This is a genomic window from Collimonas sp. PA-H2 (assembly GCF_002564105.1).
GTDB lineage: Bacteria > Pseudomonadota > Gammaproteobacteria > Burkholderiales > Burkholderiaceae_D > Collimonas.
Genome location: NZ_PDBX01000001.1, coordinates 2252059 through 2275011, shown reverse-complemented (window position 1 = coordinate 2275011; position 22953 = coordinate 2252059). Strand labels below are relative to the sequence as shown.

The 22953-nt window shown below is 60.5% G+C and carries 16 protein-coding genes; 5 read left to right on the top strand and 11 right to left on the bottom strand.

Annotated features, from left to right (window positions below):
• Nucleotides 1–59 precede the first annotated feature (59 nt).
• From BCF11_RS10370 to BCF11_RS10355, 4 genes are read right to left on the bottom strand one after another with little or no spacing between them, the layout of a single operon-like run.
• Entirely contained in the window at nucleotides 60–545 is a 486-nt protein-coding gene (locus BCF11_RS10370) for an asparaginase domain-containing protein (RefSeq protein ID WP_098494670.1), read from the bottom strand.
• 34 nt (nucleotides 546–579) lie between these two features.
• Nucleotides 580–2001: a cytochrome c gene (locus tag BCF11_RS10365; protein WP_098494669.1), complete on the bottom strand. Its 1422-nt coding sequence runs from the start codon at nucleotides 1999–2001 to the stop codon at nucleotides 580–582.
• Nucleotides 1998–3599: a GMC family oxidoreductase gene (locus BCF11_RS10360; protein WP_098494668.1), complete on the bottom strand. Its 1602-nt coding sequence runs from the start codon at nucleotides 3597–3599 to the stop codon at nucleotides 1998–2000. The genes BCF11_RS10365 and BCF11_RS10360 overlap by 4 nt, the downstream gene beginning before the upstream one ends.
• A gap of 2 nt (nucleotides 3600–3601) precedes the next feature.
• On the bottom strand, nucleotides 3602–4216 hold the full coding sequence (locus tag BCF11_RS10355) for a sorbitol dehydrogenase family protein (RefSeq protein WP_098494667.1): 615 nt from the start codon (nucleotides 4214–4216) through the stop codon (nucleotides 3602–3604).
• 154 nt (nucleotides 4217–4370) lie between these two features.
• Here BCF11_RS10355 and BCF11_RS10350 point away from each other — a divergent pair, with 154 nt between their 5' ends.
• Nucleotides 4371–5123 carry an L-asparaginase gene (locus BCF11_RS10350; protein WP_098497427.1) on the top strand — a complete coding sequence of 251 codons (753 nt, stop codon included), beginning with the start codon at nucleotides 4371–4373 and terminating at the stop codon, nucleotides 5121–5123.
• Between the two features lie 36 nt (nucleotides 5124–5159).
• On the opposite strand, the gene BCF11_RS10345 is transcribed toward BCF11_RS10350, so the two are convergent.
• On the bottom strand, nucleotides 5160–6149 hold the full coding sequence (locus BCF11_RS10345; protein WP_098494666.1) for a D-2-hydroxyacid dehydrogenase family protein: 990 nt from the start codon (nucleotides 6147–6149) through the stop codon (nucleotides 5160–5162).
• Between the two features lie 360 nt (nucleotides 6150–6509).
• On the opposite strand from BCF11_RS10345, the gene BCF11_RS10340 reads away from it, so the two are divergent.
• A complete protein-coding gene (locus tag BCF11_RS10340; RefSeq protein ID WP_098497426.1) occupies nucleotides 6510–8381 on the top strand; it encodes a phosphoenolpyruvate carboxykinase (GTP) in 1872 nt (623 codons plus the stop codon).
• Between the two features lie 535 nt (nucleotides 8382–8916).
• On the opposite strand, the gene BCF11_RS10335 is transcribed toward BCF11_RS10340, so the two are convergent.
• Nucleotides 8917–9234: a hypothetical protein gene (locus BCF11_RS10335; RefSeq protein ID WP_098494665.1), complete on the bottom strand. Its 318-nt coding sequence runs from the start codon at nucleotides 9232–9234 to the stop codon at nucleotides 8917–8919.
• Between the two features lie 402 nt (nucleotides 9235–9636).
• On the opposite strand from BCF11_RS10335, the gene BCF11_RS10330 reads away from it, so the two are divergent.
• Nucleotides 9637–10602, top strand: a complete 966-nt coding sequence (locus BCF11_RS10330; RefSeq protein WP_098494664.1) for a LysR family transcriptional regulator — start codon at nucleotides 9637–9639, stop codon at nucleotides 10600–10602.
• A 147-nt stretch (nucleotides 10603–10749) separates the two neighbouring features.
• Here BCF11_RS10330 and gntK read toward each other — a convergent pair whose 3' ends face one another.
• A complete protein-coding gene (gene gntK / locus BCF11_RS10325; protein ID WP_098494663.1) occupies nucleotides 10750–12306 on the bottom strand; it encodes a gluconokinase in 1557 nt (518 codons plus the stop codon).
• A gap of 396 nt (nucleotides 12307–12702) precedes the next feature.
• On the opposite strand from gntK, the gene BCF11_RS10320 reads away from it, so the two are divergent.
• Nucleotides 12703–13737, top strand: coding sequence for a LacI family DNA-binding transcriptional regulator (locus BCF11_RS10320; protein ID WP_098494662.1), 1035 nt, complete (start codon nucleotides 12703–12705; stop codon nucleotides 13735–13737).
• Between the two features lie 18 nt (nucleotides 13738–13755).
• Here the strand turns inward: BCF11_RS10320 and BCF11_RS10315 are convergent, their stop codons facing one another.
• From BCF11_RS10315 to BCF11_RS10305, 3 genes are all read right to left on the bottom strand, one after another.
• Nucleotides 13756–15477, bottom strand: a complete 1722-nt coding sequence (locus tag BCF11_RS10315) for an alkaline phosphatase family protein (RefSeq protein WP_233212436.1) — start codon at nucleotides 15475–15477, stop codon at nucleotides 13756–13758.
• Between the two features lie 308 nt (nucleotides 15478–15785).
• The gene (locus BCF11_RS10310; protein WP_369827848.1) at nucleotides 15786–16040 is read right to left on the bottom strand and encodes a hypothetical protein; all 255 of its coding nucleotides are present in this window, start codon (nucleotides 16038–16040) and stop codon (nucleotides 15786–15788) included.
• A 91-nt stretch (nucleotides 16041–16131) separates the two neighbouring features.
• Nucleotides 16132–16590 carry an Lrp/AsnC ligand binding domain-containing protein gene (locus BCF11_RS10305; protein WP_014008389.1) on the bottom strand — a complete coding sequence of 153 codons (459 nt, stop codon included), beginning with the start codon at nucleotides 16588–16590 and terminating at the stop codon, nucleotides 16132–16134.
• Between the two features lie 310 nt (nucleotides 16591–16900).
• Between BCF11_RS10305 and putA the strand changes: the two genes are divergently transcribed.
• Complete coding sequence (putA, locus tag BCF11_RS10300) at nucleotides 16901–20632, top strand: trifunctional transcriptional regulator/proline dehydrogenase/L-glutamate gamma-semialdehyde dehydrogenase (RefSeq protein ID WP_098494660.1); 3732 nt, start codon at nucleotides 16901–16903, stop codon at nucleotides 20630–20632.
• A 122-nt stretch (nucleotides 20633–20754) separates the two neighbouring features.
• Here the strand turns inward: putA and BCF11_RS28295 are convergent, their stop codons facing one another.
• Nucleotides 20755–22776 carry a DUF3300 domain-containing protein gene (locus BCF11_RS28295; RefSeq protein WP_233212434.1) on the bottom strand — a complete coding sequence of 674 codons (2022 nt, stop codon included), beginning with the start codon at nucleotides 22774–22776 and terminating at the stop codon, nucleotides 20755–20757.
• Nucleotides 22777–22953 lie beyond the last annotated feature (177 nt).

Sequence of the window (22953 nt, the reverse complement as noted above, 5' to 3'; positions counted from 1 at the left end):
TTCGTCTGCACCAGATCGAGCAGGTGGGCAAGGTTCTTTGCCCACCTGCGTGGTTGAAGTTATAGCGGCTCGAAAACCCCGGCGGTGCGGTTCTTCGCTACCTTGTCCCAGGCAAAGATCTTGCCGTTCATCGCCACGTACACGCCATGCGGCAAGACTTGCGCAACGCCGCAGGCAAAGCCGAAATTGAACAGGGCGTCGGAGTTGGCGATGGCATAGGGAATCATCGCGCCGGTCACCACGATGGTCTTGTCCAGGAGCGCCGCTCCCAGCACCGCGGCAGTCTCGCGCATGGTGTCGGTGCCGTGGATGATGACGATCGCTTCTTCCTTCGCATGGGTACAGGACGCCAGCACGCGCCGGCGGTCGATGTCCTGCATGTCGAGCGAATCCAGCAGCGGCAGCTCTTCCAGCGCGATTTCCGTGGTGATGCGGGCGCGCTGGATCACTTGCGGCAGGTGGCTGGCGGCAAAGGTCAGCTTGCCGGCGATCTCGTCGTAGTGTTTATCGAAGGTGCCGCCGGTGGCGATGATGCGTAAAGCCATGAGAATCCGTTTCCTTTTCTATAATGTGACCGTGTCAGGACTGCTTGGGCTGGCGACGGCCGCCGCGCCTGAAGATTGAAAACAATATAAATACCACGATCAGCGCCAATCCCGCCAGCCCTGCCGGCATCAAAGTTGTCAGCGGCGAGGCCGGCCCGCCCTGGCGCTGGATTTTCACCTGTTCGGGCGTAATCGGCGGCGTATCGGCATGGCCGTACTGCTTGACCGCGTAGTTGGCCAGCATGGCGATCTGGCCGTCATTGAGGTGATCGGCAAAACCGGGCATGAAAGTTTCTTCCTTGGCGCCGCGGCGTTGCACGCCGTTCAAGATCACCATCAGCAGATTTCCTGGATCACGGGCGCCGACCACGCTGTTGTTGAACAGCGACGGGTAGTAGCCGCCGACCACCCCGCTGCCGCTGGCAGAATGGCAACTGGCGCAGTTGCCGCTGAACAGTTCGGCGCCGCTGGAGGCATTGCTGCTGACCGACACCGCGGCAATGCCGCGGATCTCGGCGTCATCATCGGCCGGCTGGCCCCAGGCATAGCGCGGCTTCTTGTCGGCTGCATCGTTGACTGCCGGCGCGCTGCGCAGATAGGTGACGATAGACTTCAGGTCGTCATCGGTCAGATACTGCAAGCTATGCTCGATGGCTTCCGCCATGCCGCCGGCAGCCGAAGCCTTGCCTGGCACCAACCCGGTTTTCAGGTATTGCACCAGCTCTTCGTCCTTCCAGCCGCCGACGCCGCTGACCGGATCGGGGCTGATGTTGAACGCGGTCCAGCCGCCCAGCTGGGCGCCGCCAAAGGAGCGCTTGAGGTCCAGCCCCATGGTCAGGTTACGCGGCGTGTGGCATTCCTGGCAGTGCGCCAGGCCATTGACCAGATAATTGCCGCGGTTCCATTCAGGGCTCTTGGCAGCATCAGCCTGCAATTCACCCGGCGTGAAATTGAACAGGTTCCAGCCTGCCATCAGCCAGCGCTGGTTAAGCGGGAAGGGCAGTTTGTTTTCCGGCGTCTTTTGCTGTATCGGCGGCAGGCTGAACAGATAGGCCTTGATCGCCAGCACGTCGTCGCGCGACAGCTTGGTGAAGGAGGCGTAAGGGAAGGCCGGGTAGAGGCGCTTGCCTTCATCGTCGATGCCTTCATGCAGCGCGCGCACAAATTGCTCGTCGCTCCAGTCGCCGATGCCGGTTTCCTTGTCGGCCGTGATATTCGGACCGTAAATGGTGCCGAACGGGGTCGCCAGAGGATAGCCGCCGGCGAAGGGCTTGGCCGGATCGACCGTGTGGCAGGCGATGCAGTCGGCGGCTTTGGCCAGGTATTCGCCGCGCTTGATCTGGTCGGCGTTGGGTGCAACGTTGGCAACCGCAGCGGCGGCAAAAGCGCCATGCACCAGGCCGGCCGCCAGCGCCAGGCCGCCGCACCATGCGGAAATTTGCGAGCGGGCCGTCATAGCACTGTCCTCAAGGTATCGGCGATGCGCAGCGACAGGGCGGCGATCGTCAGCGTGCAATTGACCGTGCCGGCGACCGGCATCACCGCGCTGCTGGCGATGAACAGGTTTTCGTGGTCATGCGAGCGGCAATGGGCGTCGACCACCGAATCGCGCGGATCGCCGCCCATGATGACGGCGCCCATGATGTGGTTGTTCGGTGCGAAATCGTCGTCGAACTTGACTTCGGTGCCGCCGAACATGGCGGCGATGCTGGCATAGGTTTCATGCGTCAGCACGGCGCTCTTCTTCACATAATCGCCGATGGAATAAGTGATTTCCGGTTGCGGAATGCCGAGCGCATCGCGCTTCTCGCTGCTTGGCCGTATGCGGTTTTCCGGATTCGGCAAGATATCGTGGAAGCTGTTGATGTTGACGGTGCGCGCAGCGCGGCGGCGGATTTCCTGGTTCAGCTTGAGGCCGACCAGGCCGTCTTTCAGCGCGCTCTGGGCCGCATGGTTGGTCTGCGCCATATTGTTCAGGTGCAGTTTCTTGGCGGCGTATTCAGAGCGGAAGGCGCCGTCGCGCATATCCACCATGGACGTCATTTCGATCGGTCCGCGCCCCGGCCACAAGTCTTCATTGGCGAGGAAGGTGACGCCGGTGCCGGGATGGTCCATCAGGTTGCGGCCGACCTGGTCCGAGCTGTTGCCGACGCCGTTCTTGTGCTTGTCGTCGGTCGAAATCAGCATCAGCTTGGGAATCTCGATGCCGTTCGCGGCCAGCACGAAATACTTGCCGGTGACCCGGTGCGTGACGCCTTCCGGATCTTTGTAGTGCACTGCGCTAATGCGCTCCTTGGCGTCCACTTCGATGCGGTAGACCACGGCGTCGGGCAACACCCTGGCGCCAGCCTTTTCCGCCTTCTCGACGTGGATGATGCCGCTATACATGGCGGCGATCGGACAGATCGGCATGCAGTTGTTGTTGCCGCAGCAGTTAGGCCGTTCGTCGTAGGCGCGGCTGTTGCGCGCCACCGGCTCCGACACTACCTTGTGGCCGTTGGCGTTGACCACGGCGCTGAAGCGCTGGTCGTTCCACGACAGCGGCAAATGCTCCATCGGATAAGGCTGCTTGCGCGGCGAGCCGAGATCGGTGCCGTCGTTGGGACCGGACACGCCCAGTTCGACTTCGGCCCCGTAGTAATAAGGTTCCAGTTCGTCGTAGCTGATCGGCCAGTCGCGGCCGACGCCATACAGCGTTTTCATGCGGAAATCGTTGGGCAGGAAACGCCAGGCGGCAGCGGCCCAGTGCCAGGTGGTGCCGCCGACGGCGCGGATGTATTGCGAGTTGTACTTGTGCGTGCCCTTGAGGATCAGATAATTGTTTTCCGGCGTGTATTCGGGATGCGGCGCATATTTGGTGGACGGGTAGGGCACCATGAAATCGTCTTTGCTGGGCGTATTGCGATAGTTTTCGACGATGCGCCAGCGCTCCAGCCGCGGCCCTGCTTCCAGCACCAGCACCGAGGCCCCGGAAGAGGCCAGCTGATGCGCCACCAGGGCGCCGGCGACGCCGGAACCGACGATCACTACGTCTGCGGACAAGTTGTCAGCCATGGTCAAACCCTCGCTTTCAATACTGCCGGCTGGGTCACCCAGTAGCCGGGAGCGGCACGGCAATAAGTCGGCACGACGACGGCATCGCGCACCTGGTCGAACATCAGCGCCTGCTCAAAGGCGATCACCTTGGCGCCTCCAGTCACTCCGCCGTCGCCCACCACGCCCAGGTACCAGGCGCTGATGATACGGTGCAGCACCAGCGACAATGCGCTATCGCTGCCGACTGCCGACGCCAGGTTGTCGACATCCTGGATCTTGTGGTCCTGGCTGTATTGCCACAGCGCTGCCGCCTGTTTTTCAAACTCGATCGATTGCGCGGCGAGTGCGCTATAGATCCTGGAGCCGGTGCGCGGATTGAGTTTGGGCGCGGCAGTCAGCAATGCCGACAGGGCCATGAAATTGTTTTGCTGCTGGGTGTTGGCGCTGGCGGGAGGAACGGCTGGAGTGCTGCTCTGGGCAGAGGCTTGCTGCAGCCAGTGGGGGATACTCATCATGGCGAAACTTGCACCGGCCAGCAACATGAGGTTGCGCCTGCTGGTGGAGAACCCGCCGCAGGCCTGGTTGATGGGCCGCTTGCCTGATTGCTCGCCGGGTACCGATGGACGTTGCTTCATATGGCTAGTCCTTTCTGCCTTGGGGGTAGGCTGATTATACTCAGCTAAGCAAATCGATGTTGCGCCTTTGAACTACCCTAGGAAAACCCGGCGCAGCGGCTACACTGATAACATTTGATTTTTGGATGCGCGCTTTTTAAAGAATTTTCAGATCATGAAACCCATCGCTCCCGGCACCGTCATCTTCCATCGCTTTCGCGGCTATGGCGTCATCACGTCGGTCAATCTGCTGACCGGCTGGGTCTCTGCACGTTTCGGCAGCGAGATGCGGACCCTCGATCTGAACCTATCGTCGGATGAAGTCCAGCATGCGGATGGCGAAGCGATCCTGTTCCGTCACGCGCCGCCGGACCGCATGCCGCATGCGCGCCTGATGGCGCTGGTGCGCGAGCTGCATCGCGCCGGCTATCAGCGCCTGTACCTGTACAGCTGGCCCAAGCCGTCCGGCCTGCACTGGCGCTGGCATTTGTTCTGCGGCCGGCGCAGCTGGATGGAAAGGCCGCGGCGCGAAGGCTGGTACGGCTCCGGCGCTGACTACAACTTCAATCCCATCATGGGCTGGGGCGACCAGCCGGGCGCCAGTGTGCCCGAGCTGGCCAGCGCGCTGGCCCAGTTCGACCCGCACGGACTGGCGCAGGCGCTCGGACACGACGAAGACCACAGCAACTGGTTTGCCAAGGTATGCGATGCCTTGCTGCCCGATTACGCCTTCAGCCTGGGCTGGAGCGAAGGTCCGATGCCGGACAGCCTGCCGGTGATCCCGGTGCGCAAGAACCTGCCGGAATACAGCGGCCCGCCCTTGCCGTGGCCGCCCGGCTGGCAAGGGATGTGGCGCGACACCACGCTGGCGATGCCGGCGGCCAGGCTGAACAAGCTGATCCTGCCTAACGGCGCCGACGACGACTAATTTGGCTGTGGGTAGGCACAGGTGCCCACCCTGCGGCTATTTTTGCAGCGCGTCCGGATTCAAGACATTCTTCGGCGTACCCTTGGCGAACTCGACCACATTCTGGAACGCTGCGCGGAAGTACAGCTCATAGCTGTCTTTTTCCACATAGCCCAGATGCGGCGAAGCCAGCACGTTTTCCATCCGCAGCAGCGGCGAATCCGGCGCCAGCGGCTCGGTTTCATACACGTCCAGCGCGGCATAGCCCGGCTGCCCTTGCTGCAAGGCGGGCAGCAGGGCGCCTGCCGCCACTAGTTCGGCACGGCTAGTGTTGACGAAAATCGCGCTAGCCTTCATCTGCGCCAGGTCGGCAGCCTCGACGATGCCGCGGGTGGCGTCGTTCAGGCGCAGATGCAAGCTCAGCACATCCGCTTCGGCAAAGAACTGCTGTTTCGATTCCGCTGCCTGATAACCGTCCGCCAGCGCTGCGGCACGGCTGCCGTCTCGGCCCCAGACCAGCACCCGCATGCCGAAGGCCTTGCCGTAGCCGGCAACCATGCGGCCGATTTTTCCATAGCCCCAGATCGCCAGCGTGCGCCCCTTGAGCACCGTGCCGAGCACATTGTTTTGCGGTAGCGCCGAGACCGACTGCCATTGTCCTTCCTGCAGATTGCTGACATAGCGCGGAATGCGGCGGCTGGCGGCCATGATCAGGGCCCAAGTCAGCTCGGCCGGCGCGGTCGGATCGCCGACCCCTTCGACGATCGCAATGCCGCCCGCGGTGGCAGCCTCGACATCGATATGGCCGCTGACCTTGCCGGTTTGCGAGATCAGTTTCAGCTTCGGCAATTTTTGCAGCAAGGCCTTGGAAAAACTGCTGCGTTCGCGTATCAATACCAACGCCTCGAAATCGGCCAGGCGTATCGCCAGCTGGCCCAGGCCGCGGGCAGAATTGTTGAACACTTTGACCTCATGGCCGTCCAATAGCTTGAAGCTGTCTAGATGGCGCACGCAATCCTGATAATCATCCAGTACGGCAATTTTCATAGCGGCTTTTCAATCAAAAACGGTGAAAAAACGGCTGCCGCGTAATAAAGCAACAGCATCCGGAAAATGGGAAATACCTTACTACAATAGTTGGTCATTTTCACTACAAATCGGGTGTACAATCGGCCGACTTTTCCAGCACAATGAACATAAAATAACAACTTCAGCCTGCGGTGTGCGGCCTTTGCCAGCAGTAAAACCCGGTTGATGACGAGGGCCAGGATCTGGCCATTATTTCATTTTTTGCCGTTCGCAGTGAGCGCAACGGCATTCCGCCCGCCGGCCATGTTCCGCGATTCCTTCCGCGGCTCCCCGGGCAGGCAACAGCAGATTTCTTTATTGGTATTGGAGGTAGTTGTCATGAATCAACCCCGTATGGGTGGCATCGCCACACTTAATGCGCCGGCCTATGTCAAACAGCAAAAGCTGATCAACTGGGTCGCTGAAATCGCGGCCTTGACCAAGCCTGAGCGCATCTACTGGTGCGACGGTTCGCAAGCCGAGTACGACCGCCTGTGCAGCGAAATGGTGGCCGCCGGCACCATGAAAAAACTCAACCAGGAAAAACGTCCGAACAGCTACCTGGCGTGCTCCGATCCGTCCGACGTGGCGCGGGTGGAAGACCGCACCTTCATCTGCTCGGCGCAGAAGGAAGACGCCGGTCCGACCAACAACTGGACCGATCCGGCGGAAATGCGCAACACCCTGCACGGCCTGTTCGACGGCTGCATGCAAGGCCGCACCATGTACGTAGTGCCGTTCTCGATGGGTCCGCTGGGTTCGCCGATTGCACACATCGGCGTCGAGCTATCCGACTCGCCTTACGTCGCGGTCAACATGCGCATCATGACGCGCATGGGCAAGGCAGTTTATGAGGTGCTCGGCAGCGACGGCGACTTCGTGCCCTGCGTACACAGCGTCGGCGCACCGCTGGCCGCCGGCCAGAAAGACGTGGCATGGCCATGCAACCCGACCAAGTACATCGTCCACTATCCGGAAACCCGCGAAATCTGGTCCTACGGTTCCGGCTACGGCGGCAACGCCCTGCTCGGCAAGAAGTGCTTCGCCCTGCGCATCGCTTCCACCATGGGCCGCGACCAGGGCTGGCTGGCGGAACACATGCTGATCCTTGGCGTTGAATCCCCCGCCGGCAAGAAGCATTACGTGGCAGCGGCTTTCCCGTCGGCCTGCGGCAAAACCAATTTCGCCATGCTGATTCCGCCTGCCGGTTTCGAGGGCTGGAAAGTCACCACCATCGGCGACGACATCGCCTGGATCAAGCCGGGCGCCGACGGCCGCCTGTATGCGATCAATCCGGAAGCCGGCTATTTCGGCGTCGCTCCCGGCACCAACGACAAGACCAACCACAACTGCATGGCGTCGATGCGCGAAAACACCATCTTCACCAACGTCGCCCTGACCGACGACGGCGATGTCTGGTGGGAAGGCATGAGCAAGGAAGCGCCGACGCATCTGATCGACTGGCAAGGCAAGGACTGGACCCCGGCGATCGCCAAGGAAACTGGCGCCAAGGCGGCCCATCCGAACGCCCGCTTTACCGTTGCCGCCACCCAGAATCCGGTGATCGACGCTGCTTGGGACGATCCTGCCGGCGTGCCGATCTCGGCCTTCATTTTCGGCGGCCGCCGCTCCACTACCGTGCCGCTGGTGACTGAAGCCCGCAACTGGATCGAAGGCGTCTACATGGCTGCCACCATGGGTTCGGAAACCACCGCCGCTGCGGCCGGCCAGCAAGGCATCGTGCGACGCGATCCGTTCGCCATGCTGCCGTTCATCGGCTACAACATGAGCGACTACTTCCAGCACTGGCTGACGCTGGGCGAGAAACTTGCAGCGCAAGACAAGGCCGAACTGCCTAAGATTTTCTGCGTCAACTGGTTCCGCACCGACGCCGACGGCAAGTTCGTCTGGCCTGGCTTCGGCGACAACATGCGCGTGCTGAAATGGATGCTGGAACGGCTGGACGGCGCCAGTGTGGCCAGCGCCGGCGGCGTCGAGCATCTGTTCGGCGTAACCCCGCGTTATGCCGACCTGAGCTGGGAAGGGCTGGACTTCAGCGAACAGCAGTTCAACACCATCACCGCGATCGACAAGGCTGCCTGGCAAGCCGAGACCGCGCTGCACACGGAACTGTTCGAGAAGCTGAAATACCATCTGCCGCAGCAGCTGGCGGATGTGAAGCAGAAGCTGGAAAAGCGCCTGGCTGAATAACACTGCAATCACGCAAAACAAAAACGCCGCATATTGCGGTAATGCTGTTCAGTTAGGGCGGAACGACACGGCGTAGGGTGGGCACTCCGTGCCCACGCAGTATCGTGGATATTCGTGTCCCTGCCATTCGTGTCCCTGCCATTCGTGCCCTGCCATTCGTGCCCTGGCTACGCGCCCCAGGCCCGTCCGCGTGGGCACGGAGTGCCCATCCTACGAGTTCCGCAAATAAAAATGCCGTTCAGTCTTAACTGAACGGCATTACCGCATATTGCGGGCGTTTTTTTACTGCATCCTGATTCAATCGGAATCAAAAAAAATCCCTGCTGTCAGGTAGGCAGCAGGGTGAATCCTTCCATCGCAGGAAAGAGGAGACGTCAGAAAAACGGCGCAGCAGAATATTGCTTATTACAGACCGTTGAGGCCCATCCAGGCCAGCACGCGGCTTGCCTGTGCGCGCAGCCATTGCATGACTGCAAAAGTCGGGAAGCCGTCTTCGTCGTGGTAGATGTATTGGTGCATGGAAAACTCCTTATGGTTAATCGCGGCCAGCCAGCATGCGCAGTTCGGCGGCCAGGACAGGTTGGCTGACGGCCTGGTCGTTAGCCAGGCGGCGCATCAATTGCTGCCCTTTGAACTTACTGCGGGCTATCCGCTGTTCCAGCGATTTGCGCGGCTTGATCAATATCAAGGCGGCACGCAAAATCCCCATCCAAAGCGGTTTGAAAACCACCATCAAGGTCGCCAGTGCGCCCAATCCCAGCATCGGCCGGAGCGCGGCTGCAACGGCTGCAAGCAGCGCCGAAGCATCGAACAGGGCCATTTCAGCTGGCAGAGCAAAAGCGAATAAAGACATACCGACTACTTTTCAATGATGTTGTTGCATTGCAGTATATTGATTGCGGGAGCTGCCCGCCAATTCTGATTTTGGATATCAGTTATGTGTTCGACGAATAATGTCCGGTTTCCAGAGAAAACCCATGCGCCTATGTTGGCCACCCAATGTGTGTAATATAAAGGCTGTGAAGGGAAATTCGATTTTCTCAGATTTCCTCATGGCAACGATTTTATATATCAGACATAATCCAGCCTGATATGCGACTTATGCGGCGATGCAATATTCTGGTGCATCTTGAATTCTGTCATTGCGCTTTCATATAACAGTTATAGAATCTGTGAATATTTCTTGCGGACCAAATAATTTCCGCGGCCCTGCCGGCCAAAAATTAACCAAAAATAATTAATCTTATATCCAGACATGAGCTTTTTAACGCTTGACTTGAACCTGCTGCGCGTCTTCGATGCTGTCATGACCGAGCAAAACCTGACGCGCGCCGCCAGCCGCCTGGCGATGACGCAGCCGGCGGTATCGAATGCCCTGAAGCGGCTGCGCGACACGCTCAACGATGAACTGCTGATCCGCACCGCGCACGGCGTCAAGCCGACCCAGCATGCGGAGGAACTGTGGCCAGTGGTGCGGCGCGCCCTGACCGACCTGGAAACCGCGATCACACCCGAAACCTTCGACGTTTCGCGCGCCCACACCACCTTCCAGATGGCGATGGCGGACGCCACCGCCGCGCTGTGGCTGCCCGCGCTGGTGCGCACCATCGAGCGCAATGCACCGCAAATGAACATCCGCATGGTGCCGCTGACTACCCGCGATCCGCGCCAGATGCTGCTGCGCGGCGACGTCGATCTGGCGGTCGGCTTTTTCCCCGGGGTGGCGGCGCAGCTGGCCGGCGGCCAGACCACCAGCGCTTCGCCGATACACCACGAGCGCCTGTACACCGGCGAATACGTGTGCGTGATGCACAAGAACCATCCGCTGGCGAGCCAGGTGCTGACGCTGGATAACTACTGCGCCTCGCATCACTTGCTAGTGAGTTTTTCCGGCCGCGCGCATGGCTTGATCGATGAAACCCTGGCGGCAATGGGGCGTGAACGGCGCATCCTGCTGACCGTGAACCAGTTCTTCACCGCCGGCCGGGTGGTCGCCAGCTCCGATCTGCTGACCGTGCTGCCGCGTCACCTGATCGGCGCGACCGGCATGACCGACGTGCTGGTGGCGCGCGAGCTGCCGTTCCCGACGCCCGCAGTACACGTCGACATGCTGTGGCACGAACGCGATGCACGCAACCCGGCGCATAAATGGCTGCGCGGCCACCTGAGCGAAACCGCGCATGAGAAATTCAGCCTGATCGATCCGGAAGATGAAGATTAAGAAATAAGACAATAGATGCCGTCATTCGCGACCCGGTCATTCGCGACCCGGTCATTCCCGCGAACGCGGGAATCCATTTTCACTATCATATTCAGCAATTTAGATTCCCGCGTTCGCGGGAATGACCGGGGGTGTAGCTGGGGTCGCCTAGCCGGGGTCGCTTATTGCCGTCTCGCGCTGGAATTGCGACAGCTGCCGGTACTGCTGCTCCAGCAGTTTCGGGATGGCGGCATAGATCGGCCACAGGCGGCGGTATAACGCCACGTTCTCCGGCTTGGGCAAATGCCGATGGGTAGCGCCCACCATGCCGCCGATTGCGTCCAGCGTATCGATTTTCCCGAGCGCATACAGACCCAGCACCGCCGCGCCGAGGCAAGACGATTCGACGCTTTCCGGCACCACCACTTCACGCTCGAAAATATCCGCCATCATTTGCCGCCACAAGGCCGAACGGGCAAAGCCGCCGGTCGCCATCATGTGGGTGGTCGGTCCGATCAGGTCTTCCACTGCCGGCAGGATACTGTACAGACTGAAAATCACGCCTTCCAGCGCCGCCCGTATCATGTGCTCTTTTCCATGGTGCATCGCCAGCCCGATGTAGGAGCCGCGCGCATCGGCATTCCACAGCGGCGCCCGCTCGCCCGCCAGGTAGGGATGGAACAGCAAGCCTTCGGCGCCGGCCGGCACCGCCTCGGCGATCTTGGTGAGCGCCTCGTAGGCATCGGTTCCGGCCTGCGTGGCGGCGGCCGACTCGGCAGTGGCCAGCTCATCGCGCACCCAGCGGAAAATACTGCCGCCGTTATTGGTGGGGCCGCCCACCACCCAGTGCTTTGCCGTCAGCGCGTAGCAAAAGGTGCGGCCGGCCGGATCCGTCTTCGGCTGGTCGATCACGGTCCGCATCGCGCCCGAGGTGCCGATGGTGACCGCCACTTGGCCGGGGCCGATGGCGTTGACGCCAAGATTTGACAAGACGCCATCGTTGGCGCCGATCACGAACGGCGTCGCCGGCGCCAGCCCCAGCTGCTGCGCCACGGCGGGCGCCAGGCCGCTCAGGTGGTGGGTAGTCGGCACCAGGGTCGACAGTTGCGCCGGGCTGATGCCAAGCATGCTCAGCGCGCCTTGGTCCCAGTCCAGCTGCTGCAGGTTGAACATGCCGGTGGCGGAGGCGATCGAATGGTCGACCAGCCATGCGCCAAACAGACGGTACAGCACGTATTCCTTCATGCCGACGAAACGCGCAGTGCGCGCAAACAATTCCGGCTGCTCGTGCCGCAGCCACATGATCTTGCACAGCGGCGACATCGGATGGATAGGCGTGCCGGTGCGCAGATAGATCGCGTGGCCGTCCAGCTCATCGCGGATGCGGTTGGCCCAGGCGCCGGCGCGGTTATCGGCCCAGGTGATGCTGTTGCTGAGCAGCTTGCCGTCCTGGTCCACTGCAATCACGCTGTGCATGGCGGCGCTGAAGGAGACCAGCGCGATCTGGCCGGGATCGACGCGGCTGGCGCCGACAGCGTTGCGGATCGCGCTCAGCACCGCTTCATAGATCTGCAAGGGATCCTGCTCAGCCATGCCCGGCGTAGTGCACAGTAGTGGATATTCCACCGCGTGCTGCGCCACGATCTGCCCCTGGGTGGTGAACAGCACCGCCTTGGTACTGGTGGTGCCGATATCTACGCCGAGCATGTATTCTGGCTGCTGCATGAACGTCCTCTTGATTCTTGATCGATGAATAATGGCTAGCGGACTGCATTGACGGAGCCGGCCCAACGCCAGCCTCGGTCGTCCAATTGTAGTACTTGTGCAGTACTTGCCGAATAGCGCGATGATACAACATATGTTAGCGCTAACATTGTATCTCTACGTAAATCCGGGAGAGGCGCGCCTGCCTAGGTAGTATCCTTACTCCAAGGAAACCATAACAATGCGACACGGCTTGCGTGTAACATTGGATGTGCTGGCTAAATGGACAAGATTCGCGGACAGAATCCGCAGACACGATCCCTCGCCCGGTGCAGATCAAGCAGGCAGGCCGCAGACAATAAACAAAAACCACTGGCATAAGCCAGGTGCACAGAGACCTTAACCTTCCCATCATCCATGAACAGCCCGGAAATCAAGCAACAACGCCATAGCCGCGCCAGCGGCAGAGTCACTATCGTAGACGTCGCGCGGCTGGCGCGCGTCAGTCCGATGACGGTATCACGGGCGCTGAAAACGCCAGCCCTGGTGCAGCTGGAAGCGCGCGAACGGATTACCGCAGCGATCAAGCAGCTCGGCTACGTACCGAACCAGGCGGCCAGCACGCTGGCCTCGGCCAAATCGCAGGTGATCGGCGTCATCGTGCCGTCGCTCAGCAACTCGGTATTCGTAGAGACCTTGACCGGGATCCGCGATAGCCTGAACCAGCACGGCTATAAATTCCTGATCGGCGAAAGCGGTTATTCCTCGGACAAGGAAAGCCAGCTGATCAGTACTTACCTGGCGCATGCGCCGGACGGCTTTTTGTTAAGCGGCATAGAGCAGCAGGATGCGCTGTGCGAACAGCTGGCGGCGCACAATGTGCCGGCGGTGCGGATGTTCGACATCAACCCGCAAGGCGGCGAGATCGCAGTCGGCTTTTCGCATGAAGAAGCGGGCTACAGCATCGCTCGCCACCTGATCGAACGCGGCTACCGCCATCCCGGCTTCCTCGGCGCCCAGCTCGATCCGCGCATGATGAAACGGCGCCACGGCTATCGCCGCGCGCTGGCCGAAGCCGGCCTGGCGACCGACATCGAAGTACTGACGCCGGCGCCGTCGACGGTGGAACTCGGCACCAGGATGCTCGGCCAGATCCTGCAGCAGACGCCGCAGTGCGATGCCGTATTCTGCTGCAATGACGACCTGGCGCTGGGCGTGCTGTTCGAATGCCAGCGCCGCGGCCTCTCGGTGCCCGGCCAGATGGCGATCGCCGGTTTCAACGATCTGCCATGGTCGGCCTACGCCAATCCCGGCATCACCACCATCGTCACGCCGCGCTACGACATCGGCTTTACCGCGGCGCAGCTGCTGATCAAGATACTGCGGCGTGAAGCGGTGGAAAAGACCAGCGTCGATCTTGGTTTCAGGCTGGCGATACGCGCCAGTACCTGAAACCGAGGGCATTACCGATCAATGCAAATCCGGCAAAGCCTTGGTACGCTCAATCTGTACGGCCCGCAATTCCCTCGGATCGAGTGCCAGCAATGAGAGGATTGTCGGAGCAATCTGTGTAGTCTCGACATGATCGTCATTCGATTGGTGTGCGATGCCAGCACCCCATACTACGATAGGCACATGTCTATCCTGATGCGCGTTGCCACCGTGTTCGGCGATCTTGGACAGCTTGCCGCCGGCCCAGACGACTCCTTGCTGGGCGATGCCGACCACATCGGGAACGCGTTCATCGCCACGCTTGGTGCCGAATAAATCTTCAGCCTCTTCACCCGCATAGATTTTTGTGACGCCGGCTTGGACAAAGGGTTTGGAGATGCTGTTGCCCAAAGCATCCGAGCCGATGCCGGTCCCCGCATAAGCAAGCAGGAATTTCTTCGCAAAGCGAGTTGCTTTAGTCGAGCGGTCGGTGAGCCACATCAGAATGCCGTCGTCGTCAATTGCATGGGCCACCAAATGGGTTTGGGCGGGATCTTTGCAGCTTGCACTATTGTTTTCCCAAGCGCAGTTCAATGCGTCAATCATGTTGCCATCATTGATTATCGTCAGCGCCGTACGGTTTTGTGGTGATTGGCCATGCTTAGCGGAGAGAACCACCACCGTTTTGCTGAGATCAAGCGCGCCGACCATGGTCTTGAGCTGGTCGTCCACAAAAGTCAATGCGCTTTGCAATACTGGTCCTGGCACCGCGCCATTCAAGGTGTAGCCGCCCAGGCCGTTGGTCATGACAGTGCTGGGGTCTTTCGGGTCGATGTAATAGTTTGACTTGTTGAGTTTCTGTGCGGTGGAGACCGCCTGGAAATTCATCCCGAAAATAGCGGGTATGCCCAGCGAGTTATTGCCGGCGTGATCGAAACCCTTGGCCCAATTCACGACGGCCTTTACTTTGAAGGCATCGTATTTTTGGGTATTGGCGTTGTCCTTGGTCCAGTCGTCGCCGGGACCTGCAGGTGCCGACGGATCGGTGACTGAACTGTTGATTTCAGGTGCGAACAAGTCATCGATTCCCTTGCCGGACGGGCCATTGAGTATGTCATAGGCTGCGTGCTTGTCCGACCACGCTGTACGCAAATGATGCTGCTTCGCTACCTCAAAAATCGTATTCACTTGAAGATACTGATGCGGATACACGGGCAAACATGTTTTTGGATCTACCGGCAATGTCTTTGGATCCAGCAAATCTTGCGCATGGCCGGTCAGCTGAGATATTTTTGTAAAGTCGGTATACAAGCCGGGAATCTGTTGGCCGCTGTCCAAACGGTTCATGTCTTTTGCACTGACTTCCGCATAGTAAACTTCCGCCCCCGGTTTCGCTCCTGCACAGCTGGCCGTTCCCGCAGGCAGCAACCCTCGACTGTAGGCGTCATCGTAATAAATACCCGTGGTTTTTGGATTGCCGCCAGTGACCTGGCCGACCATGCCGGGAAATGAATCCGAAGGAAAAGGGGTTCTGGCGTTGGTGTAGTTAACGCCTTCACGCACCATGCGCGCGAGGGTGGATTGCGGATACGCGGTAACGAACCAGTCAAGATCAGCTTGGTGCATGCCATCGACTGAAATAAGCAGAATATGCTTGGCCGGCTGTTTTTTAGCATCCGTCTCTTCGGCATGGATAAACGTCGTTGCACATGCGAGGAAAGGCAGCATCAGCGTCAAGGCGATTTTTTTCGGGATTTGCATAGTTATTTTCCTATAGTGGGATAGTGAAAAAACTGGAACGAAGAAAGTCGACGTCAAGAATAGGCTTCGTATATGACTGGACAATTACTTGCGGCCATATTTTTGATATGCGTGTTAAAGGCGCATGCGGCTCGCTGTAGATGGGTTTTCGGAATAAAAAAGGGTCAGTGTCGAATATCCACTTGGGAAAATTCGACTCTGACCCTATTTATTCTCAGTAAACAACATCCGCCTGGCGCTTGCCTTGATCAGCCGGGATCATGAGCGCGTTGCTCATGGCCCCGGCTGTTTCACATCAATCTGATTTCTTAACCGCGCCGCACCCAAGTCACTTTGCCCGCGGCAATCCCCAATGTACGCCGCGCTTCTTGATAATCCATGGTGCCGGCGAATTGCTCGCCGTCTCGCTCGCCGATACGCCATACGCAGCCGGACAGCAGGGCCGTGGCTTGCTGTTCGGTCTTGCCGACCAACGCATTGTCTTCCTGCTTGTCGGCAGCGCAGCCCGCTGCGGAATCAGCCGCATGTGTTTCAGCTTGTGGCGATACAACCGGTTCATCCATGGCGGTACATCCTTGCAGGACGGCGAAACACGCCGCCGCTAGTATCAGTCGGTTCATGGTCATTTTTTATAGTCAGGATTCAGGCAATCTTTCATCGTATCGGCAGCTTGGTGGTGTGCTTGACCTCTTCCATCACCGCATAGGTGTGCGTCTCGCGCACGCCCTTGAGCTGCAGCAGCGATTTGCCGAGGAATTCGCGGTAGGCGTTCATGTCCTTGACGCGCGCCTTGACCAGGTAATCGAAGCCGCCAGCCACCATATGGCACTCCAGCACTTCGGGAATGATCTGCACGCTCTGGCTGAAGGCTTCGAACACTTCCGGCGTGGTGCGGTCCAGCACAACCTCGATGAAGACCAGCAGAGCGACGTCCAGCAGCTGCGGATTGAGCTGGGCGGTGTAGTGCAGGATATAGCCGGCTTCCTGCAGTTTGCGCACGCGTTCCAGGCAGGCCGCGGGGGACAAGTTGACGCGGGCCGACAGGTCGACATTGCTGATGCGACCATCGTTTTGCAGTTCGGCCAGGATTTTCTTACTGATCTTGTCAAGCATGCACTATCTTCCGAAAAATTTTATTCGGTTAAATTTTCTCACCAATAACAAAATTTTGATAGCAGGCATTATTACCAGAATTAATCCATGCCGATGCCGCCTACAATCGAACAACTTGGCTTTCCTGGAAAGCTGACAGAGTCATTCAAAACAATGCTCCCCGGCAAACCGGGCGCAGTGCTGCAATGCCGGATTTCCGCTTCCCAGACGCGCTGCGATCCCGCCATCGCAGCATGGCGCCGGCTTGCCTGCCGCCTGTTTGAAAACATAGCAAGTTGACAAAATAAATACCCTTACAGAGACAATCGCCATGCCGCCGCTACAGCCGTCATCCCAGCCGTCCAGCACTACCCCTTCCACCCTTCCCAGCAGCGCCTTCGCCGCCTTCCACGCCGAGATGATGGCCGACGCCAAGCCGCTGCGCGCCGCCATTACCGCCGCCTATCGCCGCGATGAAACGCTGGCCGTGCAATGGCTGCTGTCTCAGGTGCAAACCAGCGCCAGTTCATATGCCGCCAGCCAGGCGCTGGCGCGCAAGCTGGTGCAAGCCGTGCGCGAAAAGCGCACGCGCGCCTCCGGCGTCGACGCCTTGATGCATGAATTTTCGCTGTCCTCGGAAGAGGGCGTGGCCCTGATGTGCCTGGCGGAAGCGCTGTTGCGCATTCCCGATCACCAGACCGCCGACCGCCTGATCGCCGACAAGATCAGCAAGGGTGACTGGCGCAGCCATCTGGGCGAATCGCCGTCGCTGTTCGTCAATGCCGCCACCTGGGGCTTGCTGATCACTGGCAAGCTGGTCAGCACCAGCAGCGAAAGCGGCCTCGGCTCGGCGCTGACCAAACTGATCGGGCGCGGCGGCGAGCCGCTGATCCGCAAGGGCGTGGATGTCGCCATGCGCATGCTGGGCAACCAGTTCGTCACCGGCCAGACCATCGCCGAAGCACTCAGCAACAGCCGCGACAATGAAAAGCGCGGCTACCGCTACTCCTACGACATGCTGGGTGAAGCGGCGCTCACCGAGGAAGACGCGGCGGCCTACTACCGTTCGTATGAAGATGCGATCCACGCCATCGGCAAGGCCTCGGCCGGACGCGGCATCAAGCAGGGCCCTGGCATTTCGGTGAAATTGTCGGCGCTGCATCCGCGCTATTCGCGCGCCCAGCGCCAGCGCACCATGCAGGAACTGCTGCCGCGCCTGAAGCAGTTGCTGGTGCTGGCCAAGCAATACAACATCGGCCTCAACATCGATGCGGAAGAAGCGGATCGCCTGGAACTGTCGCTGGACCTGATGGAAGCGCTCGCCTTCGATCCTGACCTGGCCGGCTTCGACGGCATCGGTTTCGTGGTGCAGGGCTATCAGAAGCGCTGTCCCTTCGTGATCGACTACCTGGCCGACCTGGCGCGCCGCAGCGGCCGCAAATTCATGGTGCGGCTGGTCAAGGGCGCCTACTGGGACTCCGAAATCAAGCGCGCCCAGGTCGACGGCTTGCCGGGCTTCCCGGTGTACACCCGCAAGGTTTATACGGATGTGTCCTACCTGACCTGCGCCCAAAAACTGCTGGCGGCGACCGACGTCATCTATCCGCAGTTTGCCACGCATAACGCGCATACCCTGGCCACTATTTATAGCTGGGCGAAGGAAAAGAACGTCACCGATTACGAATTCCAGTGCCTGCACGGCATGGGCGAAACGCTGTACGACCAGGTGGTCGGCAAAGACATGCTGGACAAGCCTTGCCGCATCTACGCACCGGTCGGTTCGCACCAGACCTTGCTGGCTTACCTGGTGCGGCGCTTGCTGGAAAACGGCGCCAACTCGTCCTTCGTCAACCAGATCGTCGATGAGAACGTCTCCATCGATTCGCTCATTGCCGATCCGCTGCAGGCCGCCCAGCAGCTGGGCGGCGAGCCGCATCCGCAGATTGCCCTGCCGCCGGCCATGTTCGGCGCCGAACGCAAGAATTCGACCGGCCTCGATCTTAGCAATGAAGAAGTGCTGCGCCAGATCGACAGCGCCTTCAAGATTTTCGGCCAGCAGCAATGGCATGCGACGCCGCTGCTGGGCGAGCTGCAAGCCTATAGCCAGGCCGCGCGTCCGGTGCTGAATCCGGCCGACCATCGCGATGTGGTCGGCAGCGTGATCGAAGCCAGCGTCGCCGATGTCGACAAAGCCCTGCATGCAGCCAGCGTCTACGCCATGGATTGGCAAACCCTGCCGCCGGCGGAACGCGCCGACAAACTGGACCGCTCAGCCGCACTGTTTGAAGAAAACCAGATGGAATTGATCGCGCTGGCAATCCGCGAGGCCGGCAAATCGCTGCCGAACGCCATTGCAGAAGTGCGCGAAGCAGTCGATTTCCTGCGCTACTACGCGGCGCAAATCCGCCACACCCAGAACGCGCTGGCGCTCGGCCCGGTGGTGTGCATCAGCCCGTGGAATTTCCCGCTGGCGATTTTTGTCGGCGAAGTCAGCGCCGCGCTGGCAGCCGGCAATGTGGTGCTGGCCAAGCCAGCGGAACAGACGCCGCTGATCGCCGCGCGCGCAGTGCAATTGATGCATGAAGCCGGCGTGCCGCACGCGGCCTTGCAATTCCTGCCGGGGCAGGGCGATACCGTCGGCGCCACGCTGACCGCCGACCCGCGTGTCAAGGGCGTGATTTTCACCGGTTCGACCGAGGTCGCGCAGATCATCAACCGCACGCTGGCGAAACGCTCGCTGGAAGAATCGGTCGATCTGCCGCTAATCGCCGAAACCGGTGGCCAGAACGCCTTGATCATGGACTCCAGCGCCCTGCCGGAGCAGGTGGTGCAAGACGTGCTGAACTCGGCATTCGACAGCGCTGGCCAGCGCTGCTCGGCTTTGCGCGTGCTGTGCCTGCAAAACGATATCGCCGACCGCACCTTGCATATGCTGAAGGGCGCCATGCAGGAGTTGCGGGTCGGCAGTCCGGACCGGCTGGTGACCGACATCGGCCCGGTGATCGATGCCGATGCCCAGGGTCAGTTGCTGGCGCATATAGAAAGAATGCGCGGCACAGCCAAGGACTTGTTCCAGTTGCCGCTGCCGCCGGAACAAAGCAACGGTACTTTCGTGGCGCCGACCCTGATCGAAATCGGCTCCATGTCGGAACTGAAACGCGAAGTGTTCGGACCGGTATTGCACGTGCTGCGCTACGCCCGCAATGAGCTGCCGCAACTGATCGAAGCGATCAACGGCAGCGGCTACGGCCTGACGCTGGGGATCCATTCGCGCATCGACGAAACCATCGACTACATCGTCGGCCATGCGCATGTCGGCAATATCTATGTGAACCGCAATATCGTCGGCGCCGTGGTCGGCGTGCAGCCGTTTGGCGGCGAAGGGAAATCAGGCACCGGACCAAAAGCCGGCGGCCCCTTGTACCTGAAGCGGCTGCAACGCAATCCCGTGGTGTCGCTGGGTGCGCATACGATTCATGCGCCGAATGCCGACGCGGCGATCGATACGCCGGTGCTGCAAGCGCTGCTGGGCTGGGCCAAAACCCACGGCCATCAACGGATTGCCGCGCTGGGCGAGGAATACATGCACGCCAGCTGGCTCGGCACCTCGCTGGTGCTGCCGGGGCCGACCGGCGAACGCAACAGCTTGTCGTTTGCACCGCGCGGCGCCATCCTGTGCAGCGCGGATAATGTCGGCGCCATGCTGAACCAGCTGGCGGCGGTATTCGCCACCGGCAACTCCCCGGTGGTGGAAGCGGGCGCGGCAGCAATGATTCCGGAAGGCTTGCCAAAGGCGGTGCACGCAGCCATCCGGGTGATCGACAAGCTCGATGCCGACAGCAATAGCGCGCGCCTGCAGCTGGCGCTGGTAGATGGCGCCGGCTCCTCGCGCCTGCGTCCCTTGCTGACTGCGTTGAGCGAGAAATCCGGCGCGCTGGTGCCGCTGCTGGAAACCTCCGAATATGCCTCGATTCCGCTGTGGCGCCTGCTGGCTGAGCGCGCGGTGTGCGTCAATACCACTGCCGCGGGGGGCAATGCCAGCCTGATGACCTTGCAGGCTTGAATGATGTAATGCACACCTGTCGTATAGAATAAAAAAGCTGGCTGAACTTTTGTTCAGCCAGCTTTTTTTTGGACGGCAGTTTTTAAAACCTCCGCCGCCCTGGTCAGCGCTTTCAGACGGGCTTATTTATGGTCGTCCGCGCGCTTGTCGGGATGCAGATTGCCGCCGTCATGATGCGCCTCGTGGTTTTGCGGCGGTGGCGCCGGATGTGGCGCTTGCATTTGTGGCTGTGGTTGTGGTTGTGGCCGCGGTTCCGGTCTTGCCATTGGCTGTGGCTGTGGCTGAGGACGCGGTTCCGGCCGCGCCATCTGCTGCGGTTGCTGCGGTTGCTGCAGTTGCGGTGGCTGTGGCCTTGCCATCGGTTGTGGCTGCGGACGCGGTTCCGGACGGTTGAACGCCGGTGCCGGAGCAGGCGCAGGGCGGTTCATTTCCTGATGTATCTGGCCGCCGTTAGGCCGGTTCTCGAACTGCTGAGGCGGGCGGTTTTGCGCGTTTTGCGGTACAGGCACAGGCTGGGGCTGGGGCTTGGCCATTTCGGCCGGCCGGTTGAAATTCGGCCGCTGCGGATTGCCGCCGAAAGGATGCTGGTTCAGATTCACCGGCGGCTTTTCGCCCTGAGGATTTTTCGGCATGACCGGCGGGTGGTTCAAGGCATTTTGCTGCAGCTGGTTAGGCACCGGCCGCCCGTTCTGTACCGGCGGCTGGCCAAAGCCGGGATGCTGCGGCACTGCGCCAGGCTGAACCTGATTCGGCGCCGGATGTACGAATCCAGGCTTTGCCAGCTGGTTGGCGCTGGCGGCAGCCGACGGTCCGGCTCCTGGCGGGATCTTGCCGAAATTCGGCTGCGTCATGTGGCTGAAATCCGGCTGTCCATGGTTCGGCCTTGGCGCCGCGGCGAACGGCGCGGTATTCGGGGCAGGACGTGCTTGCTGCGGATTGCCCTGGGGTGCGAAATTCGGCCGCGCCGCGTCAGGTCGAGCCACGTTAGGCTGCATCACGTTAGGCCGCGCCGCACTGAAATTGGCAACGCCGCCCGGCTGGCCAGCCGGACTTCCATTGGGGAAACCCTGATTGTTCGCCTGGCCCGGGCCGAAATTATTCCGGGTATTGTTGTTGATAACAGTGCTGTTGTTGTAGTTGTTGGTCACGCGGTTGATGATGGTGGTGGAACGCGACACATAGGTATTGTTGTTGTACACCACCGCCGGCCGGTGCCAGCCGCCGCGATCGCGATCGCCATCGCCGCGCCAGTTGCCGCCACCGCCATCGCCGCCCCAGTGCACGCCCCAGGAATTCCAGCCCCAATGCTGATGTTCGATCAGGGCGCCGACGGCAATCCCCACGCCGAAGGTCAGCACACCAGCAGTAACGATTTCGCCGGGCGGATAATAGGCTGGCGGCGGTTCATAGTAGTAACCCGGATAAACCGGCAGCGGCTCGCCGTAGACCACGCCGGGATTGTAGGCCGGCACGTAAACCACGTCCGGCTCCGCCGGCTCGATCACGATGGTTTCCGGCGGCGGCGGAATCACTTCCGGTCCTTCATAGATAGGCGGTTCGTCGGGCGGCGGCGCATAGCCGCCAGGCGGCGCTACCTGCACCCGCGGCGCCCTGGCGATCCGCTGCTGCTTGCTGTTGTTCAGGTTGCCGCTGGCGGCGGCGCGCTGGCGCATTACCTGAATCGCGTTCATGACGTCGGTCGGGTCGTTGACATAAGCGTCGCCGAGCGCCGAAGTCCAGGGAATATTGTGCGCCATCTGGTCTAGCACGCTAGGAAACTGCGTCAAGCCCTTGACGCTGACATCCCATGGCTGCTGATTGGCGGCGTCCTGCAGCTGCGTGCCTTTCAGATTTTTGTTTTGCCCCAGCCAGTTGTCGGCGGCAGTGACTTGCTCAGGATAGCTGGATGCGGCCAGCACTTGCGCCACCAGCTTGTCCGGGAACAGGGCGATCGGCCCCACCAGCTGGTACAACTGAGCGGCGGTTGGCGGCACATAGGCCGGCGCGGCTTGCGCCTGCGGTGCGACCGGCGCGGCGGCGGGTGCGCTGGCATCGGTTTTTTTATCGCAACCGGCGAGCGACAGCAGCGCCACGCAGACAGAAGCGCCGAGCATTAACGACACCGGCTTTTTATTGTTAGTCATTTTTTACTCCAGACAACGGGAATGGGTTGTGTTTACAAGCTAGCACGTCGATTTATATTGGCTACAATGGGTTACAAACTCTTGCATGTCTAACAAAGTGCACACTAGTACCGGGGCTCGCCATTATCTTGGGTTAACGTCTGTCGCAAGGATCCCGATGACAGCCGTCGTGCCAGG

What these genes read in the sequence shown, in the direction of transcription:
- BCF11_RS10360 (WP_098494668.1), bottom strand. Translation starts at nt 3,599, where the DNA reads ATGGCTGACAACTTGTCCGCAGACGTAGTGATCGTCGGTTCCGGCGTC.
- BCF11_RS10310 (WP_369827848.1), bottom strand. Translation starts at nt 16,040, where the DNA reads ATGGATGAACCGGTTGTATCGCCACAAGCTGAAACACATGCGGCTGAT.
- BCF11_RS10365 (WP_098494669.1), bottom strand. Translation starts at nt 2,001, where the DNA reads ATGACGGCCCGCTCGCAAATTTCCGCATGGTGCGGCGGCCTGGCGCTG.
- BCF11_RS10320 (WP_098494662.1), top strand. Translation starts at nt 12,703, where the DNA reads ATGAACAGCCCGGAAATCAAGCAACAACGCCATAGCCGCGCCAGCGGC.
- BCF11_RS10345 (WP_098494666.1), bottom strand. Translation starts at nt 6,149, where the DNA reads ATGAAAATTGCCGTACTGGATGATTATCAGGATTGCGTGCGCCATCTA.
- BCF11_RS10370 (WP_098494670.1), bottom strand. Translation starts at nt 545, where the DNA reads ATGGCTTTACGCATCATCGCCACCGGCGGCACCTTCGATAAACACTAC.
- BCF11_RS10330 (WP_098494664.1), top strand. Translation starts at nt 9,637, where the DNA reads ATGAGCTTTTTAACGCTTGACTTGAACCTGCTGCGCGTCTTCGATGCT.
- BCF11_RS10350 (WP_098497427.1), top strand. Translation starts at nt 4,371, where the DNA reads ATGAAACCCATCGCTCCCGGCACCGTCATCTTCCATCGCTTTCGCGGC.
- BCF11_RS10335 (WP_098494665.1), bottom strand. Translation starts at nt 9,234, where the DNA reads ATGTCTTTATTCGCTTTTGCTCTGCCAGCTGAAATGGCCCTGTTCGAT.
- gntK (WP_098494663.1), bottom strand. Translation starts at nt 12,306, where the DNA reads ATGCAGCAGCCAGAATACATGCTCGGCGTAGATATCGGCACCACCAGT.
- BCF11_RS10355 (WP_098494667.1), bottom strand. Translation starts at nt 4,216, where the DNA reads ATGAAGCAACGTCCATCGGTACCCGGCGAGCAATCAGGCAAGCGGCCC.
- BCF11_RS28295 (WP_233212434.1), bottom strand. Translation starts at nt 22,776, where the DNA reads ATGACTAACAATAAAAAGCCGGTGTCGTTAATGCTCGGCGCTTCTGTC.
- BCF11_RS10315 (WP_233212436.1), bottom strand. Translation starts at nt 15,477, where the DNA reads ATGCAAATCCCGAAAAAAATCGCCTTGACGCTGATGCTGCCTTTCCTC.
- putA (WP_098494660.1), top strand. Translation starts at nt 16,901, where the DNA reads ATGCCGCCGCTACAGCCGTCATCCCAGCCGTCCAGCACTACCCCTTCC.
- BCF11_RS10305 (WP_014008389.1), bottom strand. Translation starts at nt 16,590, where the DNA reads ATGCTTGACAAGATCAGTAAGAAAATCCTGGCCGAACTGCAAAACGAT.
- BCF11_RS10340 (WP_098497426.1), top strand. Translation starts at nt 6,510, where the DNA reads ATGAATCAACCCCGTATGGGTGGCATCGCCACACTTAATGCGCCGGCC.